Here is a 19,484-nt window from a genome sequence, read left to right on the forward strand (position 1 = left end):
GTTTATGGTACTATAAGCAATAATTATGCAATGAGGAAAGTGCTGTGCTAACAGGGTAGGATGTGGAAAATGTGCAACGCTATGAACGTTAAAACTTCAATGCATACAATTCCATAGCCGATTCTTTTCCTTTCAGGTCTACGAGGCCCAGGTTGGCGAATTGCCAGTTCTTTAAATTGGTTTGGCTAACAAAAGCTTTGGAGGTGATCACCTGCTGATTCAATTCACTGGTGGCGGAACGCAACCGGGCTGCGGTATTCATGGTGTCACCGCTCATGGCCAGGTCTTTTTTAATAACGCCTATTTCCCCAATAGTTACTTCGCCGGTATGGATACCCGCCCTGAATTCGGGCACAAAACCATATTGTCTTTTGAAGTATTTATTGTTACGTTTTAATAATCGCTTACAATCCAGTAATGCCTGCAGGCATTTTTTATTGGCGTTACTGTTTTTGACTACCCAGGAGGCCACCACTTCATCGCCTACGTACTGGTATATCTGGCCATCATTTTCCAGCAAGGCTATTGAGATGAAATAAATGAAATCGCGAATGAAGCGAAAGTATTTTTTATGACCCAGTTGTTCGGCAATGGTAGTTGAATCTACCAGATCGATGAATATGACTGTTCGTTTTTCATTTTTAGGCGTTAAGTACCGGCCGGCCAGGATATCAAGAAAAACACCGGGGGAGTATTTTTCATTAACTTCAATAATAAGAATGGTAACCAGAAAGGTGATAAGCCAGCGGATCCATTGACTGAAGAAAAGAGAGGATTGAAATGTTTTATAGTAGTTATGCCCCAACTCAGTGGTGAGCGGTTCTTTTTCTATTAACCAGATATAGGTATAGTGTAAAATATAGTTCAACAAAAAGGCTGCGCCTACCAATAGAATGCTTTTTATTAACAGCCCTAACCCTAAAGGAAGATTCCTTACCAGATGTTTTAACTGGTAAATAAGCAGGTAAGCCATGGCAAGGCAGATAATAAATACCAGTCCGGTCCGCAATAATAATACTGCAGATGTATGCATGTCGAACGGATCTATTGCTTCGTTAATATGATCGCGGAAGAATTTATATAAATAAACGCCTGTGTCGATGATAGTCCAGAATAGCGCGGTCATCACCATCAGCTTTATCCGGTACCTGCTGATGGCGCCTAATTTGAGCACTATGCGATGACCAAAGGCTTTCATATTCAGGAGCTGTAAGGTGAAACGGATGATGAGTTTATGACCGGTTGCTGTGGTGTATGCACCATTATGGCAACCATAAATGCCAGTACCGAAATAAATATCCCGATCATAAATACGGTATAAGCCAGTCTGATGAGTTTGTATTTTCGTGCCAACACCACTCCCAATTGGTGAATGTCCATAATTAATGAGCTGTATAAATAATCCGGATCGCGCATCATGGTATTCATGGCCCATTTATACTCACTCACTTTTGTTTTATAGAAGTTTCCAAAGAATAACAGGTTGGTGTTTTTATTCAGGATATCTTCCCGGCTAAAATTACCGGTAGATACTTTTGGCCGCGTAGCCATAATAGCTATGATAATAGTAGTGAGTGAAGAAGCCAGGAATAAAAATGTAGGAATGGTCAGATGTCTTTCCACTTCTATACGGCGAATGAGCACAGACAAGATCACTGAAATAATAATGGCATTTACACTGATCAGAATACTGGCTTTCCCGTCAGCCATTCTACTGAGTTCAACATGGTTCTCTGAGGTTAACCGCAACATGGTTTGTATACCACGTGCAACAAGCGAGTTCTTGCGCTTGCTTGCAGGGTCTTTGGCCTCTTCTTCTGGCAGCAATAAGGTTTCACTTACGTTGGGGCCTTCTACATCCTTATTTATTTTTTTATTGAGCTTACGCATATTCTTTTCCTTTCCTTTTTGCAACAGACCAATACAATAGGAAGTATAGAACTGGTGTTTCTCCAATAGGTCGAGGCTATTCCGTTCCCAATCCATTACCAGGGTATTCATGTTGCGCAGGATCAATTCCTTCTTCATGGCCTTATTGGTTTCCTTAAATTCGGGCAGGCCAAAATGATAGGTATCTGCATCGCAGATGATCATTTCCTGTAACGACTGGGGCGATGGAGGTAATTGGGTCATGCGGATGAGGGCTGCTGATCTATTGATCATTTCATTATCATCTATTTTGGATGTCAGGAATTCTGTCATCAATGCCACACTTTTTTCTTCATGATGGCTGGGGTCGCTGACGAGGTGACCTGTATCGTGAAACCAGGCGGCAATCACTAATTCAAGCAACTCTTTATCGGGCAATTTGTAATGCGCTGCAATTTCATATACGCGCTCTACAACAGTTACAGTATGTTGCAGGTTATGAAATACCAGGTTGGTATGGTTGTGTTGTTTGAACAACATCCTTACATAACTTTCTGTATCCAGGAGCAGCGCATTATAAGTTGACATACGAACAGAATTAAAAGGTTAAATTCAATTTGGTGCCCAGTGTAAAGTTCACGAGATGTTCTTCGTTTGAAAAGCCAACAGTAGCAGACACTAACACCATATTATAGGGTACATAATAAAATCCGCCACCATAAGCGTAATGCCATTTTTTACTGTTTTCCCCTTTTAGCCAAACCCGGCCAACATCGTTAAAGGCTACCAGTCCTACCTGACCAGGCAGCACATACGATTTGCTATCGAATAATTTTACCCGAAACTCAAGACTGGCGTAAGCGAGGGAACTGCCTGAAAAGCGGTTCTTCCTAAAGCCGCGTAAATAGTTGTTCGCGCCCAGGGTGAGGGCCTGAAAGTATTCCAGGCTGTCGCTGAAAATGTGGCCGCCGCCTAATCGCAGCACGGTTACCCATTTGGCCGGAAAGCTCATGCTGGCATATACGGTCATATCTGATTCCAGCTTGCTTAATGGCGAGCTGGCTTTATTCAGCGGTTGTAATTGGGTAAAGGTTGTTAACCAGTTTATACCCCGGGTAGGGAATAATTCATTATTGAGATTGTAGAGCAGGAATCCCGCTTTACCGCCTGCATATGCTTTTACTGAATATACGTCGGTGGAATCGAGCCCTATGTGCGATGGTTTGCCCAGAATGTAATCTTTGTTATTTTCCTGGCTATTCCAGTACCGGTAAATAGACGGGCCGGCAAACACGCTGAACACAGACGCAACCTTATACCTGAATAAAAAATCGCCAGCTATATTTTTATATCGGGCCCGGTAATATTTTATAGTTGAATCGTCATTGATCTTTGTGTTGTTACCAAAGCCAAAAAAATTATTCAGCGCCGGGTTCATTACTTCGGCATTGACAACGACATCTGTTTTAGGCAGCACATCTACAAACAATGCCCGGTATTTTACCTGCATAGCTTTTTGACTGGTTGCAAACAGCACAGAAAGCCGTTGCTCTGATGAGTAAGGTGTTTTGCGGAACGCATATTTACGGTGCCACAAACCAAAGCCGAACATAAATCCGTCATCGGCATTGTAACCCAGATTGATCCGGGGAAAATGAAAAATGTTGTACTGGTATTGATCAGTAAAATCATACTCATTTACATCGGTATGGCTGCTAAAGCGATTCCGGCTGGACCTGCCTTTATCAATATAATTCTTTTCTGTGTTGAGGTCGTACAGATAGTTTTTAATATTACCATTTATATGAAAGGTGTCATTGCCTTTGCCACCAATAATTCTCAGGAATGTTCTGTTAGGTGCATTGGCTGAAATGTCAAACTTATCATTACCGCGCAATCCGTATAAACGGATCTCTTTTGTCTTAGTGGGATCGAACAGGCGGTCGTACATCACAAAGCCTGAGTCTTTTCCTTCATGCGCCAGCACTTGTACGCGCACATTTTTTCCTTCATTGTATACTTTAAATAATTCTGTTTTATTACTGCCCAGTACAGTTACCTGTTTGGCAAGAAAGTCGTAATATTTCAATGATTTTACGCCCAGGTCATTGCGGCGGCTGATCAATTTATCGGCAGTTTCTTTGCCATCGAGGGTATATATCTCGGGTGGCATTTGTTTCACTGCTCTTTGAATGGCGGTATCTGTCATCTGCCGTCTGAAAACAGTGGTCACCGAATCCCATTCTTTTTTATCAATGTCGTTCAGGAACAGGCGGTCAAAATCTTTTGACACGGCTGTCAGGTGATTTATATCATGGATCTTATATTTCAGTCCTTTCAGGAAGGGTAAACGTTTGCGCGAGATCCAGGCAATTAGCCAACCATCTGAATGAAAGAAAGCCTGGTCGCGGTCTTTGGGTATGGGATAGAATAATTTACCCCGGCCGGTATCACGAACCCCCCATTTAAATTGGTCCATATGGCGATCCCAGTCGGCAATCATAATATCCAGCAGGCGGGCTTTCAATACTTCTGTTTGTATAACCCGTTTGTTATTGTCTTCGGTCATGTCATTGAAAACGGTTATAGAGCCCTTGGTATCGGTGCCATCCCAGCTGGCATTCTTTTGTTCCAGCATACAAACCTTGTTAGCAAACATGGGCCGGTATACACCAAAGGCCAGGTCATCGGGCACCAGAAAAAACTGTGGGGTTGGATGTGCAATATGCGCAGAAGCAGCCAATGAGGCAATAGGTAATGGCGCATAGGGTTGTGCGGCTGAGATCATGTCCTGCACTATTTCTGAGGCCATTGTATTACGCAGGTTTTCGGGCAATGCCTGTTCGGGGTCTTTGTCAATAGTACGCAAGGCCCATTCCTTGCCATTTTTATCTTCGAGGGTCAGCGATTTGGTTTGTTTACCGCCACCCATGCTTTTTATCTTGAAACCGCCGTGTTCTTCTTTAAGCCGGAATACTTTCAGCTTCACCGGTTGTGCCCACACATCACGGTAATTATTACCAAGTACCAATCGTTTTAACCCAGATGCCTTTTCTTTATAATGCAGACCGGCAGCGGCTTCATAATAGTCGGTGTAGGGCGGTATCTGTAATTTGGCCGTGTCTTCCTTCAGGGTTGGTGGTTTTGAAAAGTCGATGATGTTCTTTGAAAAAGATTCTTTTGCAGTAGCAGAGTCAACATCTACGGTATAGAACTTGCACGTTACGGTTTTGTTTTTTGATATTTCCAAAACGGCAAAGCCCAGTGAATCGGCATTAATATAAAGTGAGTTCTTACTTTTTTCAGCCCGGCTGGTATGGCATCCGGACCCGCTTACAATATAATAATGGCTGGTATCTTTTAGCAGTTGTAAACTGTGGTCGTGTCCCGTTGCATATATAATGTTGGGATGTAATCTTGTTTCGGCCCGAATGGCATTCACCATATTGGTGTAGGCAGGGTAGCTGATATCCTGGGGGCTGCCAAATACACTACGGCTGATGGGATAAATGGAACCTATTACCGGAAGAGGGATCCACAAATTCTTTTTCATGTCGGTAAAAGGAAACACGTGTTGTTTTAAACCAAAATAACCACCATGGATCCCATTACTCATAAAGGGATGATGGCAGGCCATTATCACCAGCTTATTATAGTTTTTGCGGAGCATTTCAGAAAGCTGGATCATGAATTCATTTTCCGTCTTGCAATCGCAATCCCATTCAACACCGGGCTTATCGTTCTGATGCAAAAACCACTGGCTATCGAAAACGATCATGACCACATCTTTACCAATGGGTACTTCTATCGGGCCGGGACAACCCTCTTTTGGAATGAACTCAACGTTTTTTTCTTTCATCAGATTTACATAGGCTTCCTGGCGCAACAGGGTTTCCCAGCCATAAGGCCGGCCATTGGCCCAGTCGTGGTTACCGGGGATCATATACACATGAGCCGATGTATTGGCGGCTACGGTCATTTGCGAATCGAGCACTGTTCTTGATAAAACATAATTCCTGTTGCCTTCATCGGGCAGACCGAACTGGTACAGGTTATCGCCCAGGTAAACGATGGTTGTTTTTTTATCGGGATGCAGGTGGTTTTTCACAGCAGAAGCAACCGGATGTTTGCCATTGACCAATGCACCGGCATCACCAATCAAGATGATCCGTGAGATTATCGAGTCATTTGTTTGAGCTAATAGTACATGGCCAATTAAGATCATAAAAAGAGCAAACAAGTACTTCATGATTTCGCTTTCTTGTTATATTTAAAAAATAGGAGGTTTGCTACTCCACTTTTTGCTGATTCGTTTGAGATGATCATATCCCCCTCCGGGGTAAAAGTAATTCCTTCCGGTTGTTTAAACAGGCCTTCATTAATAGGATAGGCTTGTTTCGGATTGCCCTGACGGTCTGCTATTACCAACAGCTTATTGATTGACGATAGGATGTACAATTCATCGGTAACCGGATTAATGGCTGCGGCCGAAGGTTTGAATTTGATCTTTTTTTCTCCTACCATGTTGGCAATTGCCGTTACATTTATAGAAGCGGAATCGTCGAACCGTTTGTTCAACAGATTAAAATGGAAAGCCGTTAGTGCTTTCTTTTTGTCGCTTTCACAGTCCTTACAGAGCATCGTCAATTTAAACAGGTGCGGATCGAAATAAAGGATCTCGAATTCATTACCGGATGATGGAAATTGTTCCTGCTGGGTCAGGATCTGGTTATGGTCGTCGAACGTAAAGGCCGTTATATCACCATTGCTTTGCAGCACGTAAAAGACCTTATCAACCATTACCAGGTCTTCATAATCACCCTCACCAGAAAACTTCCATTTGTGAATAGGCCTGCCGCCGGTTAACGGTATCTTATACAACCAGCCGAATTCATCCCCTACAGCAAATACGCTGGTGTCTTTTGCATAAAAGGCCAGACCGGAAATTTCATCGAGCTCTACTGGTAGTTTTAATAAGAAAGGTTTTTTGAGATTGTAGCCCTCAGGACTTTTAAATGCATGACCGCCATTGGTTGATTGGGTGCAATGGCTGTTTATGAGAACAATGAAAAGGCATAAAATACAAGTGGATCTGTAATGCATAAAAAAATTTAATGACCGTCGGCTATATGTCAAAATCTGGTGCCATGGGCGGGGGAGGATAGGGAAGGAATTGGATACCAATAGCCTTTTGATGCTAGTGTAGAAAATCGTCTACAATGGGTAAGGGTTGACAAGTGATACGTTAACACGTTGACACGTTAACAGGTTGACAAGTGGCTTAGTTGATGAGTTAGTGAGTTGACTGGGCAAGGGGCAACTGGAAGCTTGGGCAGAATGGGTATCGATATAGTACTGGAGTTGTAATGTTATGGCCTGGATATACCCCAGGTATACTCCAGGGATTGCCTGGAGCTCACTAGTACGCCAGGCAATACGTAGGCAATACGCAGGCAATACCCAGGCGCTTTACTTCAACCAGACGCCTGGGAACGGTGCTTGTAGTGGCACATTGGTAGTGTAGTAATTGTGGTAAAGTGGTAGCCTAATGGCCTGCATATTGTCTCAGGGTGCTCTACGGATGCTCTACGGATGCTCCAGATATGCTCTTGGAACCGGTTCCAAGACAACTACCAGACAATATTCAGACAACTTCCTGACCACTTCCTGAGCATTCCCCTACAGGCTAATGACCATTCGGGCAGCACTTGTCCTGGAAGAGCTATACAGATGAGGAATAAATCCTACCAAATATGGATAAGCAGCTGATAATCCTGAAGTTACTTTACAGGAACCGATCTGGCTTGTTTAGATGCCCTGGTTAACCCTTATTCAGTTTCTGATAGTACTTGCAAACCGCCGTAATACCGCATTTATCGCATTTGGGATTGCGGGCCACGCAGATGTACCGGCCATGTAGAATAAGCCAGTGGTGAGCAATATGCACCAATTCTTTGGGTATGTGTTGAATGAGTTGTTTTTCGGCAGCCAGGGGTGTTTTGGCATTTAGGGTAAGGCCAATACGGGCTGCTACGCGGAAGACGTGGGTGTCTACCGCCATATTAGGTTGCTGGTCAACTACCGAAGTAATGACATTAGCTGTTTTTCTGCCTACGCCGGGGAGCGTAATCAGTTCATCTACCGTAAGAGGGACCTGGCCATTAAACTCCGTTTGAAGTTTTTGGGCCATCCCAATCAGGTGTTTGGTCTTGTTGTTTGGGTATGAGATACTTCTTATTAACGGGAACAGTTCATCAAAAGTGGCTTTTGACAAACTGTCCGCGTCCGGGTATTTTTCAAAAATAGCCGGTGTAGTCATGTTTACCCGTTTGTCGGTACATTGTGCCGACAGGATCACCGCCACCAGTAACTGGTAGGGATTATCATACAGCAACTCTGTTTCCGCATCGGGTGCATGATGCAAAAAATAGTCGATTACGAACTGGTAACGTTGTTTTCTGGTCATTCTTTCACTTAGAATGACTGCGAAATTAAGGGAGTGGATTAATGTAGCCCAATGATTATTACATTATTGGGGGTACTTGTTCTGCCGGAAGCTTTAAACAGTTGCAGTCGCCGATTCACGGGCGTATTGCAAAACGTTCATAATAACTTCCATTCTGGGAGATTCAACGATCTTGTCCAGGTTTCGTGCAGATGCTTTCAATACCTCTAATTTTTCGCGAAGCGTCCAGTCTTCCTCTAATGCGGCTTCAATAGCGGCATTCATTGCCGGTGAGGTTTCTTTGTACAAATAGCGTAAAAGTTCCTCCGGTGTAAAGAGAATAGTCATAGGCAAACCATTTATGTCCTTATAAAATTCCGAAAGAGTCAATTTCGGAGTCCGTCCGTGTTATAAAACGATATTAGGTTTCTCTTATTGTGCAGGAGATTGGATAGGAATCTGAGAATTCGATGACAAGATAGAAAAAGCCGGTGAATGATACAATAGGGGGCACCGAAACAACTTATTCAGGTATTATGAACAAATCTTCATTGTCCTTTTTCATGAGGTATTTTTCGCGGGCGTATTTTTCCAGCTTATCGGGGCTCTGTTTAAGGCCTTCCAGCTCTTTTTTTGTGGTATCTATCTGTTGCAGATAGTAATCCCGGCTTTGTTCCAGCTGTTTAAGTTCGTTGCGGTACTTGAAGTGGGTAGTAATGATGTCGCGGTCATCAAAGAACAATAACCATACTGAGAACACCAGTAGGGTGAGGATGTATTTGTTCTTCAACCAGGCAGGAATGGGTATGTTCTTAAGAAGCTTCAAGTGTTGTATTTCAGTGTTACAGGTCGCAGGTTACAAATTGCAAGGAATGCTGAGCTATGATTCCCTGTAACTTGTAACCTGAAACGTGCAACTATTGGTTATTTGCCAAATTTAATTCTTCCTTTTGGATAAATAGCATTTTCACCCAGGGCTTCTTCAATGCGAAGGAGCTGGTTGTATTTTGCCAAACGGTCGCTACGGCTGGCGGAACCAGTTTTTATTTGTCCGCAGTTTAACGCTACGGCCAGATCAGCGATGGTAGTATCTTCAGTTTCACCGCTGCGGTGGCTCATAATAGACGTATAACCACTTGTTTGTGCCAGTTGAACGGCATTGATGGTTTCGGTAATGGTACCAATTTGGTTTACTTTAACCAGGATGCTGTTGGCAATTCCTTTGTCGATACCTTCCTGCAGGCGTTTAACGTTTGTAACGAACAGGTCGTCGCCTACCAGCTGGCATTTGGTGCCAATAGCGTCGGTGAGCTTTTTCCAGCCATTCCAATCATCTTCGGCCATACCATCTTCAATAGAAACGATGGGGTATTTTTTAACCCATTCAGCCCAATAAGCCACCATTTCATCGCTGCTGATGGTTTTGCCTGAGCTTTTATAGAACTTATAGGTGTTACTTTTTTCGTCGTACATTTCTGTGCTGGCTGCGTCCATGGCAATACCAATTTGCTCACCTGCTTTGTAACCGGCTGATTCAATAGCTGCCAGTACGGTCTCAATAGCTTCTTCGGGGCTTTGGATATCAGGAGCATAACCACCTTCGTCACCTACGTTGGTGCCGTATCCTTTCTTTTTCAGAATAGATTTCAGGTGGTGGAATATTTCAACACCCCAGCGTAAGCCTTCGCTGAAAGAAGGAGCGCCGATGGGAACGATCATAAATTCCTGGAAATCAATCTTGTTATCTGCGTGTACACCGCCATTCAGGATGTTCATCAGGGGCATTGGTAACACGGTAGCATTTACGCCGCCCAGGTAACGGTACAAAGGCAGGTTGGTTTCTTCAGCAGCAGCTTTGGCTACGGCCATAGAAACAGCCAGGGTAGCATTAGCACCCAGTTTGGCCTTATTTTCAGTTCCATCGATCTTGATCAGCAGGTCATCGATGTAGGCTTGTTTTACTACTTCAATACCAATCAGTTGATCTGCAATAATGTCGTTTACATTTTTTACTGCCTGTAAAACGCCTTTACCCATGTAGGTTTTCTTGTCGCCGTCGCGCAGTTCAACCGCTTCGTGTTTACCGGTAGAAGCACCGCTTGGTACGGCTGCTCTTCCCAAAAATCCGCTATCGGTAACTACATCTACTTCAACAGTGGGATTGCCGCGGCTGTCTAAGATCTGGCGGGCATGAATGTCTGCAATGTAACTCATGATTGGTATTAGTTTAAATTATTGTCTATTGGAATTATTTATGAGCTGATCCTGGTATTTAGGTCATCCAGAACATTGTTCCACTTTTCAAAGTCTTCGGTTTCTTCCCACAGTTCTTTCAGTTCTGAGTTGTTTTTTATGCGGTCGATGGCCCGCTGGCTTTTGCCAACAATACCACGGATGATCAGCAATTGGGCTTTGTGTGACTTTACCCAGTCGGCTGCATCTTCGGGAAAATCTTCAGCCATGCGGTCTTTCGCGGTAGCGATGTACTCGATGGCGGCTAATGCTTCAGTGGCGAGGTCCGCATCGACATAAGCGTCTTCTTCTATCGTGTTGATCACGTCTATAGCCGAAACTATCCGGTCAATGCCCTCTTCTTCTACATCCCCTATAAAATCCAGGGCGGTATCATTATCGAAATTTGTATGTCCCCAGGCTCCCATAATAAGGTATTTAATATTAGATATAAAAGAAGGCAACTGGCGTTTGCCGAGGTGCAAAGAAACAAAGTTTGCAGTACAATCTACTTTTCAGGACCTTATTTTTACGTAAGCTGTCAAGCGTTAGTATTCGTATTGGTCAAACTTCTGAATACGTCTTCGAGGCTTTGTCCACCAGATTGCAGGGAAATAATGTTGAGATTTTCCTGCAACGCGAGTTCCATTACCTGTCGCTGAGCATCTTTTACGTTATCGCACACCAGTTCCCAATCGTGGGTGCTGATCTTGTTTACTGTTTGTACGCTGCTCAATCTTTGAAGCCAGGCCGCTTCCAGGGGTTCTTTGAAGGATACACGTAACAGGTTATTGTTATCAACCTGCTGACGGAGGTTACTTAATTTGTCGTTGGCAACCAGTTTGCCCCGGTTGATGATGATCACCCGGTCGCAAATGGCTTCCACTTCCTGTAATATATGTGAGGAAAATAGCACGGTTTTGTTTTGCCCCAGGTTCTTTATCACTTCCCTGATCTCTACGATCTGGTTGGGGTCTAATCCGGTGGTTGGTTCATCCAGGATCAACACTTCCGGATCGTGGATAAGAGCAGCAGCCAGTCCCACGCGTTGTTTATAACCTTTTGATAACTGGCCGATCTTTTTATTGCTTTCGAGGCTTAATCCAACAGTTTGGATCACGCTTTCTATGCGTTCTTTTTTTGATTTGGCAGGGACCTGGTGCACATCTGCAATAAAATCCAGGTATTCGCGCACATACTGGTCGTAGTACAGTGGGTTGGCTTCCGGCAGATAACCAATGGTGGCTTTGGCCTCCAGGGGTTGTTTTTTTACGGCAATACCTGACACTATAGCCTCTCCACCATCTGGTTGCAGGTAACCGGTGATGATCTTCATGGTAGTGGATTTGCCAGCGCCATTAGGCCCTAAAAAGCCAACGATCTCGCCTTTATTAACTGTAAAGGTTATGTTATCGATGGCTTTTTGCTCACCATAGATCTTGGTGAGATTTTTTACTTCAATTGACATAATTACTGCGCAAATTAGGGAATTTACCGGCACAAAAAAGCCCCGACGGTATCGTCGGGGCGTGGCGTTATCCTATTTATTAAAGTGTGCCCTGTCTTACAAATTGTCAAATTCATATAACGGGTCAATATGGGTGCTGGCCCTCATTTCAAATACGGGTTTTATGATCCCATCCTTTAATCCGTATACCCAGCCATGCAGATCGGGTTTATTTCCTTCTTTCCAGGCCCGTTGAATAATGGATGTTTTGGCCAGGTTATTTACCTGTTCGCGCACATTCAGCTCCACCAGTCTGTCGGCCTTTTTTTCTTCATCTTTAATAACATCTAACTCTTCACGGTGCAGGCGATATACGTCTTTTATGTTTCGCAGCCACATATTCAATACAGGTTTAAAATCGTGTGAAGTAGCGGCTGCTTTAACCCCGCCGCAACCATAGTGGCCACAAACAATAACGTGTTTCACTTTCAGGTGGTTAACGGCATAGTCGAGTACACTCAGCAAATTCACATCGGTATTCACTACCATGTTGGCAATATTGCGGTGTACAAATATTTCACCTGGTTGTGTACCCGTAATTTCATTGGCCGGTACGCGGCTATCGCTACAGCCGATCCATAAAAAATCCGGTGTTTGGATATGCGCGAGCCGGTTAAAATATTCGGGGTCATCATTTACTTTCTCTGAAGCCCAGGCCTTATTCTCCAATAATAATTTCTCGTATGATTCCATGGTCAGTCTTTTTGAACTTTTTAATTAAATGTCCTTGTTATTATAAACCAAGGGTGGTGTTTACAAATTAGCACAGGCCGTTCTTTCTTTTTATGCTTCAGCCATTTCCTTTTCAGGAACAAATGGTTTTGCTTTTGCTACAACTTTACTGCCATTACCTGAAAATCCCTGGTCTTTAAAGTGGCTTTTTTTCAGTTCAACAGTTATGCCTTTCAATGGAGCGTGTTTTAAAAAGTCTTCTATCACTTCCACTATGTCTTTGTCAATAAAATCAGCCCGGGTAGCGTCAATCAGCACAGAAGAATTAGCGGGTACCTTTTCCAATCTGTTCTTGATGATGGGTTTGTTCAGGAATGATACATCCTTACGCAAACGGAACAAATATTTATTGGCATCGCTTACAACAAGTACTGCCGATTTAAAATTGCTGCGGATAACAAAGAACAATCCAACCACACAGCCTATTAAAATACCCTTTAACAGGTCGGTAAGCAAAATAGCTGCTACAGTCAGCACAAATGGTAAGAATTGGTCCCAGCCTTTTTTATAGAATTTTATAAACAGTGATGGTTTGGCCAGTTTATAACCAGTGAAAATAAGGATGGCTGCCAATGCCGATAACGGAATAAGATTAAGCACAGTAGGTATAAAGGAAACAGACAGCAGCAACAACATGCCATGGAAAATGGTAGACATTTTTGTTTTAGCGCCGCCGTTGATATTGGCCGAGGTACGCACTACCACTGAAGTAATGGGCAGACCGCCAATTAAACCTGAAAGCATGTTACCAGCTCCCTGTGCCATTAACTCACGGTTGGTTGGGGTTACCCGTTGATAGGGATCAAGGTCATCGGCTGCTTCAATATTCAATAAGGTTTCAAGACTGGCCACAATGGCTATGGTTATAGCGGTGGTCCATACCACCGGGTTGGTAATATGACTGAAATCCGGAAATGTAAAGAATGATAAGAACCCGTCAACGGAATCAGCTACCGGTATTTTTACCAGGTGTGATTCTTTAATAACCAGTTCAGGCGCTACCGATCTAAGGGTTTCATTGATGACCACGGCAATTACCACCACGATCAATGGTCCGGGCACCAGTTTCAGGAACCGGCTTTTGGGGGCAATGTATTTTTCCCAAACGATCATAATTATTAGGGAAACAATACCCACCATCAGTGCTCCTGGTAATAAATGTCCGAGTGAACCAAACAAGGCACTAAAGGTATTATCGCCCCCGGATTGAGAAAAAGTTTCATCGCCGGGATAATCTTTATCGTATCCCACCATATGGGGGAATTGTTTTAAGATCAATATAAGACCAATGGCTGCCAGCATTCCTTTGATAACACTGGAAGGAATATAATCACCCAGGATCCCTGCTTTTAAAGAGCCCAGGATGATCTGGAAAATACCACCCAGCACTACTGCCAGTAAAAAGGCTTCAAATACCTGTAATTTACCAATGGCCACCACTACAATGGCTGTTAAACCGGCTGCGGGTCCGCTAACACTTAATTGCGAACCACTTAAAGCACCGATCACTATCCCGCCTACAATGCCGGCAATAATACCTGAAAACAACGGAGCCCCTGAACCCAATGCAATACCCAAACAAAGGGGAAGCGCTACCAGGAAAACTACCACAGAAGACGGGAAGTCGTATCGCAATGCGCTTGCGTACTGTTTAACTTTCTGAACCATATAAAATGTTTTTATGAGAAGCACATGGCTTTCCCGGTTGACAATAAGATACCAGGTTGAATAAAAGGTTGGCATCTGGAAACGGTGATCTCCAGCCAGCTGTACAATTCATATCAACAAAGCAATCATTTCCGCCGGTGGCGGATCAATAAAAAATCAATAAAAGATTAAATGGGAAAAATGTTAGGCTTCCGGAGGGGGTGAAAAGGATTCCGGGTGAAAAATGCAGAGTTTTTCAGTCTCGTGAATTTTATGCTGGAACAACATACTGATCCAATCAGGATTTACCGGATTGTGATACTCATGTATGAATTCTTCAGAAAGTGTAATGGGAGCGTCGGGCGATTTTTCATCGGGGCCCGCAGGGTTGTTGTTGCCACTGTTAGCGTCTTCATCTCCATCGGTAGTGGTGCAGGTGACCAATGCAGAACTGGCGCTTTTTGATAGATACAAAAAATTAATACCGGTTATCCAAACCAGTAAAAGCATCATGGCGATGGCCACGATCCTTTTTGCGGCAGACACAGTATAATCTTTTTGTATTGCTTTTTTCATGAGTGACAATAACTATGCAAAAATAAGGGATCAAACCTCAGGTGACAAACGTTAAATTTTCTTAACAATTGTAATAATAGTCCACAAAAATTATGCAATAAATAATATTTAAGCAAACCGCCCATAAATCTGTGTTCAAACTATATAAAAACCCCGCCTGTATACTATGTTCTACAAGCGGGGTTGAATAAAGTTTGCGGAAGGAATTTCTTAAATTTCTTTAGAACTCTCCGGCAGGTGCTCATATTCGCCTTTAAAGGCGTAATAGCCGAATATTATCAGGCCGATGGCAATAGGTATAAATATTATTACAAATACGGCCCATTGTATTATTGTATTGGTAACCGGATTTTTTTCAATTTCTCCTGCGGCAGTTTTAATAAGATAATAGATGGCCACAGGCCCCAACAGCATCCATACAATACCCAGCCATTTTTTCAATTGATTCATATGCTTGCGTTTAATATTATTTAATCGTTAACATCGGCATCTATGCGGTTGGAGATATACACGGCACCGATGAAAAAACATACAGCACCAATGATGATAGTATACCACAAACCCGATAATTTATCTGTTACATAAATAGTAGTGAGCAGGGTAGCAATAAAAGGTGTTAATCCGCCAAAGACGCCATTGCCAATATGATAGGGGAGTGACATGGAGGTGTACCGGATGCGGGTAGGGAACATTTCCACCAGGAAGGCGGCAATAGGTCCATACACCATGGTCACATAAAGAATGAGTACAAACATCCAGCCCACAATTTTGCGATAAGCCCAGGTGTTGAGCTTTTTTTCATTGTATACTGTGGCCGTCTTTGTAAGGGCAGCTTTGGCCGCATCGGTCCACAGCGTGTCCTGTTTTACTTCATGAAAAACGGCGCCATCTGTATAATGCACTTCCCAGGTGCGCAGGTGGAGAGAATCGGTTTTGCTTTTCGGCAGCAGGATCGTTTTTTCACCTAAAAATTTTCTATGTTCAGTCAACTCCGTTTTTCCGGTAGGCTGAGTTAGATCAATGAATTGTTTAAAAATATATTGATAGGAGCAGATGGCCACCAGCATACCGATCAACATGATCCATTTACGGCCAATTTTATCACTCCAGCCACCAAACACTACAAAGAAGGGGGTAGCGAATAAAATAGCCCAGAGGATAATAGTTCGGGATTGATCGAAATCGATATGGCAAACGGTTTCCAGAAAGCTTTGTGCATAAAACTGGCCGGTGTACCACACCACACCCTGGCCCATGGTAGCGCCAAACAACGCCAGTAACACCATTTTAAGATTGGCTTTATGGCCGAAACTTTCTTTTAAAGGGTTAACAGATACCTTCCCTTCTGATTTCAGTTTGGCGAACAGCGGCGATTCGTTCATCCGTAAACGAATGTATATGGATACGATCACCAGCAGAATAGATACCCAGAATGGAATACGCCATCCCCAGTCGTTAAAGCGTTTAATGGAGGTATCGAGATCGGGTGCAAGGTAGTGTCGGGTGATCAAAATTACCCCAAGAGAAATGAATAGACCCAGCGTGGCTGTCGTTTGGATCCAACTGGTATAATACCCACGCCGGTGCGGTGGGGCATGTTCGGCGACATAGGTAGCGGCGCCACCGTATTCGCCACCCAGGGCAAGCCCCTGTAATAAGCGTAGCAGTAACACCAGCAGCGGGGCAGCAAAACCGATAGTAGCATACCCGGGCACTAATCCAATGGCAAAGGTGGAACCGCCCATAAGGATCAGGGTCAGCAGGAAGGTGTATTTTCTACCAATCAGGTCGCCTAACCGGCCAAATACCAGGGCGCCAAATGGGCGAACAATAAAACCGGCGGCAAAGGTGGCCAGTGTTGAAAGCAGGGCGGCTGTTGGATTTGTTTTTGGAAAAAACTGATCGGCAATAACTGTTGCCAGACTACCAAAGATGTAAAAGTCGTACCATTCAATTAAGGTGCCTACAGAGGAGGCAGCAATAACCTGCCAGATTTTTTTTGATTCTGTTGGTTGCGTCATATGGGAAGCGGGTTCTTTAAGCTATAAATATAAGGTACAAGGTTCAAGATACAAGACACAACTTAAAAACTACAAACGATTGTGTTAAGATACTAACAAGTGTAAGGAGACGGTAGAAGGCAGACGGCAAACGGCAGAAGGCAGACAATAAAGGCAATGGGCAGTGGGTAAAATTATATTCGGCAATCGGCAATCCGCAATCCGCAATCCGCGTCGCGGCCCCCATATCAACTCTGTCAACCTTTTCAACCTTATCATTAATCTCAACGGTCGCGAGTCATGTCTGCCGTTTGCCATTTGCCGTTTTTCGATTGTTGCGTTTTTCTTCGTGTGCTTTGTGTCTTCATTCAATGCATCTCTTCTTGCAAGCTTTCTACCTGATCCATTATCATTAGAGCTAATGCTTTCTTCTTGTGCCTTGATTCTTGGCGCTTGCCTCTTTTATTCGTAATTTGACACCTTAATTTTAAAAGGGAAACAGATTGTTATGTCATATCCTTATCAGATAAGAACAGCAGACCAATACAAAACTGCGTACGAAAAAAGTGTAAACGATCCCGAAGGCTTTTGGAGTGAGATCGCGTCATCATTCCTCTGGCGTAAAAAATGGGATAAAGTACTGGAGTGGGATTTTAAAAAGCCTACCATAAAATGGTTTGCCGGTGGTAAACTCAATATCACCGAGAACTGTATCGATCGTCACCTCGACACTTTAGGCAATAAGCCTGCTATCATTTGGGAACCGAACGATCCGGAAGAACATCATCGGGTGTTAACTTATCGCGAACTGTACACCAAGGTTTGCCAGTTTGCCAATGTCTTAAAGAACAATGGCGTTAAAAAAGGCGACCGGGTATGTATTTATATGGGTATGGTGCCTGAGCTGGCCATTGCTGTACTTGCCTGTGCACGCATTGGCGCCATCCACTCTGTGGTATTTGGTGGTTTTAGTGCACAAAGCATTGCCGACCGCCTGCAGGATGCTAAAGCTGAGTTTGTAATAACCTGCGATGGCGCTTTCCGCGGTAATAAAGAAATTCCGTTAAAAAGTGTGATTGACGATGCGCTGGTACAATGCTCCTTTGTAAAACGGGTGATCGTGTTAACCCGGACCCGCACGCCGGTATCTATGATCAAAGGCCGCGATGTGTGGTGGGAAGATGAGATCAAACGGGTGGAAACACAAGGCAATCCTGAATGTGTGGCCGAAGAAATGGATGCGGAAGACATGCTGTTTATCTTATACACCTCCGGCTCAACCGGTAAACCAAAAGGAGTAGTACATACTGTTGGCGGTTATATGGTGTATACCAATTATAGTTTTGTAAATGTGTTCCAATACCAACCGGGCGATGTATATTTCTGTACTGCCGACATTGGCTGGATAACCGGTCATAGTTATATTGTGTATGGCCCATTAAGTGCAGGTGGTACCTCGCTGATGTTTGAAGGCATACCTACCTGGCCCGACGCCGGCAGGTTCTGGCAAATAGTAGATAAATACAAAGTAAATATATTGTATACGGCGCCCACTGCCATTCGCTCCCTGATGGGCTTTGGACTCGATCCGTTAAAAGACCGTAGCCTCGACTCCCTGAAAGTACTTGGTACTGTAGGTGAGCCTATCAATGAAGAAGCATGGCATTGGTACGATGAGCATATCGGAAAAAAGAAATGCCCTATTGTTGATACCTGGTGGCAAACAGAGACCGGTGGCATCCTTATTTCAAATTTGGCGGGTGTAACACCGGCCAAACCTGCTCACGCCACTTTGCCCTTACCAGGCGTACAGCCAGTACTGGTAGATGAGAATGGAAAGGAAATCACCGGCAATTCAGTAAGCGGAAATCTTTGTATTAAATTCCCCTGGCCGGGTATGTTGCGTACTACCTATGGCGATCATGAACGTTGCCGCCAGAATTATTTTGCTACATACGAAAACCTGTATTTTACCGGGGATGGTTGTTTACGCGATGAGGCAGGCAATTATCGGATAACCGGCCGGGTTGATGATGTATTGAATGTGAGCGGTCACCGTATTGGTACGGCTGAAGTAGAGAATGCCATCAATATGCACGCTGGTGTGGTGGAAAGTGCGGTGGTAGGGTATCCACATGATATCAAAGGGCAGGGTATTTATGCCTTTGTAATATACCAGGGGGCGCATGGTGACGATGCAAGCCTGGCCCGTAAGGATATTACCCAAACCGTTTCCCGCATCATTGGCGCCATTGCAAAGCCTGATAAAATTCAATTTGTAAGCGGGCTGCCCAAAACAAGAAGCGGTAAGATCATGCGCCGCATCTTACGCAAGATTGCCGAAGGGGAACTGGATAAGCTGGGCGATACCTCTACGTTATTAGACCCGGCTGTAGTGGAAGAAATTGCCAAAGGCAAATTATAAAGCGATTAAAAAATAATTTAAATCTACATAACTCCGTCTGCGCTTAGGCCA

16 protein-coding genes are annotated in these 19,484 nt (G+C 43.9%); 1 reads left to right on the plus strand and 15 read right to left on the minus strand.

The window, feature by feature from the left end; all coding sequences use genetic code 11:
- Positions 1-88: 88 nt before the first annotated feature.
- From J7I42_RS07160 to J7I42_RS07230, 15 genes are all read right to left on the minus strand, one after another.
- A complete protein-coding gene (locus J7I42_RS07160) occupies positions 89-1,198 on the minus strand; it encodes an adenylate/guanylate cyclase domain-containing protein (protein ID WP_209138094.1) in 1,110 nt (369 codons plus the stop codon).
- Positions 1,199-1,200: 2 nt separating this feature from the next.
- On the minus strand, positions 1,201-2,457 hold the full coding sequence (locus tag J7I42_RS07165) for a Pycsar system effector family protein (RefSeq protein WP_209138096.1): 1,257 nt from the start codon (positions 2,455-2,457) through the stop codon (positions 1,201-1,203).
- 10 nt (positions 2,458-2,467) lie between these two features.
- Positions 2,468-6,118, minus strand: coding sequence for a metallophosphoesterase (locus tag J7I42_RS07170; protein ID WP_209138097.1), 3,651 nt, complete (start codon positions 6,116-6,118; stop codon positions 2,468-2,470).
- Positions 6,115-6,972, minus strand: a complete 858-nt coding sequence (locus J7I42_RS07175; protein ID WP_209138098.1) for an SdiA-regulated domain-containing protein — start codon at positions 6,970-6,972, stop codon at positions 6,115-6,117. Before J7I42_RS07175 ends, J7I42_RS07170 begins: the two co-directional genes overlap by 4 nt.
- Positions 6,973-7,690: 718 nt before the next feature.
- Positions 7,691-8,335, minus strand: a complete 645-nt coding sequence (nth, locus tag J7I42_RS07180) for an endonuclease III (protein ID WP_209138099.1) — start codon at positions 8,333-8,335, stop codon at positions 7,691-7,693.
- Positions 8,336-8,428: 93 nt separating this feature from the next.
- A complete protein-coding gene (locus J7I42_RS07185) occupies positions 8,429-8,662 on the minus strand; it encodes a hypothetical protein (protein ID WP_209138100.1) in 234 nt (77 codons plus the stop codon).
- A 175-nt stretch (positions 8,663-8,837) separates the two neighbouring features.
- Positions 8,838-9,140, minus strand: coding sequence for an FtsB family cell division protein (locus tag J7I42_RS07190; RefSeq protein ID WP_209138101.1), 303 nt, complete (start codon positions 9,138-9,140; stop codon positions 8,838-8,840).
- Positions 9,141-9,238: 98 nt separating this feature from the next.
- The gene (gene eno, locus J7I42_RS07195) at positions 9,239-10,528 is read right to left on the minus strand and encodes a phosphopyruvate hydratase (protein WP_209138102.1); all 1,290 of its coding nucleotides are present in this window, start codon (positions 10,526-10,528) and stop codon (positions 9,239-9,241) included.
- Between the two features lie 38 nt (positions 10,529-10,566).
- On the minus strand, positions 10,567-10,974 hold the full coding sequence (locus tag J7I42_RS07200; protein ID WP_209138103.1) for a DUF4259 domain-containing protein: 408 nt from the start codon (positions 10,972-10,974) through the stop codon (positions 10,567-10,569).
- 113 nt (positions 10,975-11,087) lie between these two features.
- Positions 11,088-12,014, minus strand: a complete 927-nt coding sequence (gene gldA / locus J7I42_RS07205) for a gliding motility-associated ABC transporter ATP-binding subunit GldA (protein WP_209138104.1) — start codon at positions 12,012-12,014, stop codon at positions 11,088-11,090.
- A gap of 96 nt (positions 12,015-12,110) precedes the next feature.
- The gene (locus tag J7I42_RS07210) at positions 12,111-12,746 is read right to left on the minus strand and encodes a carbonic anhydrase (protein WP_209138105.1); all 636 of its coding nucleotides are present in this window, start codon (positions 12,744-12,746) and stop codon (positions 12,111-12,113) included.
- Between the two features lie 90 nt (positions 12,747-12,836).
- Positions 12,837-14,453, minus strand: coding sequence for a SulP family inorganic anion transporter (locus J7I42_RS07215; protein ID WP_209138106.1), 1,617 nt, complete (start codon positions 14,451-14,453; stop codon positions 12,837-12,839).
- A gap of 183 nt (positions 14,454-14,636) precedes the next feature.
- Positions 14,637-15,008, minus strand: coding sequence for a hypothetical protein (locus J7I42_RS07220; RefSeq protein ID WP_209138107.1), 372 nt, complete (start codon positions 15,006-15,008; stop codon positions 14,637-14,639).
- Positions 15,009-15,218: 210 nt separating this feature from the next.
- The gene (locus J7I42_RS07225) at positions 15,219-15,458 is read right to left on the minus strand and encodes a DUF6814 family protein (protein ID WP_209138108.1); all 240 of its coding nucleotides are present in this window, start codon (positions 15,456-15,458) and stop codon (positions 15,219-15,221) included.
- Positions 15,459-15,478: 20 nt separating this feature from the next.
- The gene (locus J7I42_RS07230) at positions 15,479-17,029 is read right to left on the minus strand and encodes an MFS transporter (protein ID WP_209138109.1); all 1,551 of its coding nucleotides are present in this window, start codon (positions 17,027-17,029) and stop codon (positions 15,479-15,481) included.
- A gap of 487 nt (positions 17,030-17,516) precedes the next feature.
- On the opposite strand from J7I42_RS07230, the gene acs reads away from it, so the two are divergent.
- Positions 17,517-19,433 (plus strand): acetate--CoA ligase, encoded by a 1,917-nt coding sequence (gene acs / locus J7I42_RS07235; RefSeq protein WP_209138110.1) that lies wholly within the window; start codon positions 17,517-17,519, stop codon positions 19,431-19,433.
- Positions 19,434-19,484: the final 51 nt, after the last annotated feature.

Source organism: Niastella soli, from assembly GCF_017742245.1.
Taxonomy (GTDB): Bacteria; Bacteroidota; Bacteroidia; order Chitinophagales; family Chitinophagaceae; genus Niastella; species Niastella soli.

Bases quoted from the DNA above. Each gene is read 5' to 3' on its own strand.
- nth (WP_209138099.1), bottom strand. From the start codon at position 8,335: ATGACCAGAAAACAACGTTACCAGTTCGTAATCGACTATTTTTTGCAT.
- J7I42_RS07225 (WP_209138108.1), bottom strand. From the start codon at position 15,458: ATGAATCAATTGAAAAAATGGCTGGGTATTGTATGGATGCTGTTGGGG.
- J7I42_RS07160 (WP_209138094.1), bottom strand. From the start codon at position 1,198: ATGAAAGCCTTTGGTCATCGCATAGTGCTCAAATTAGGCGCCATCAGC.
- J7I42_RS07170 (WP_209138097.1), bottom strand. From the start codon at position 6,118: ATGAAGTACTTGTTTGCTCTTTTTATGATCTTAATTGGCCATGTACTA.
- J7I42_RS07215 (WP_209138106.1), bottom strand. From the start codon at position 14,453: ATGGTTCAGAAAGTTAAACAGTACGCAAGCGCATTGCGATACGACTTC.
- J7I42_RS07220 (WP_209138107.1), bottom strand. From the start codon at position 15,008: ATGAAAAAAGCAATACAAAAAGATTATACTGTGTCTGCCGCAAAAAGG.
- J7I42_RS07185 (WP_209138100.1), bottom strand. From the start codon at position 8,662: ATGACTATTCTCTTTACACCGGAGGAACTTTTACGCTATTTGTACAAA.
- acs (WP_209138110.1), top strand. From the start codon at position 17,517: ATGTCATATCCTTATCAGATAAGAACAGCAGACCAATACAAAACTGCG.
- J7I42_RS07230 (WP_209138109.1), bottom strand. From the start codon at position 17,029: ATGACGCAACCAACAGAATCAAAAAAAATCTGGCAGGTTATTGCTGCC.
- J7I42_RS07175 (WP_209138098.1), bottom strand. From the start codon at position 6,972: ATGCATTACAGATCCACTTGTATTTTATGCCTTTTCATTGTTCTCATA.
- J7I42_RS07165 (WP_209138096.1), bottom strand. From the start codon at position 2,457: ATGTCAACTTATAATGCGCTGCTCCTGGATACAGAAAGTTATGTAAGG.
- eno (WP_209138102.1), bottom strand. From the start codon at position 10,528: ATGAGTTACATTGCAGACATTCATGCCCGCCAGATCTTAGACAGCCGC.
- J7I42_RS07200 (WP_209138103.1), bottom strand. From the start codon at position 10,974: ATGGGAGCCTGGGGACATACAAATTTCGATAATGATACCGCCCTGGAT.
- gldA (WP_209138104.1), bottom strand. From the start codon at position 12,014: ATGTCAATTGAAGTAAAAAATCTCACCAAGATCTATGGTGAGCAAAAA.
- J7I42_RS07210 (WP_209138105.1), bottom strand. From the start codon at position 12,746: ATGGAATCATACGAGAAATTATTATTGGAGAATAAGGCCTGGGCTTCA.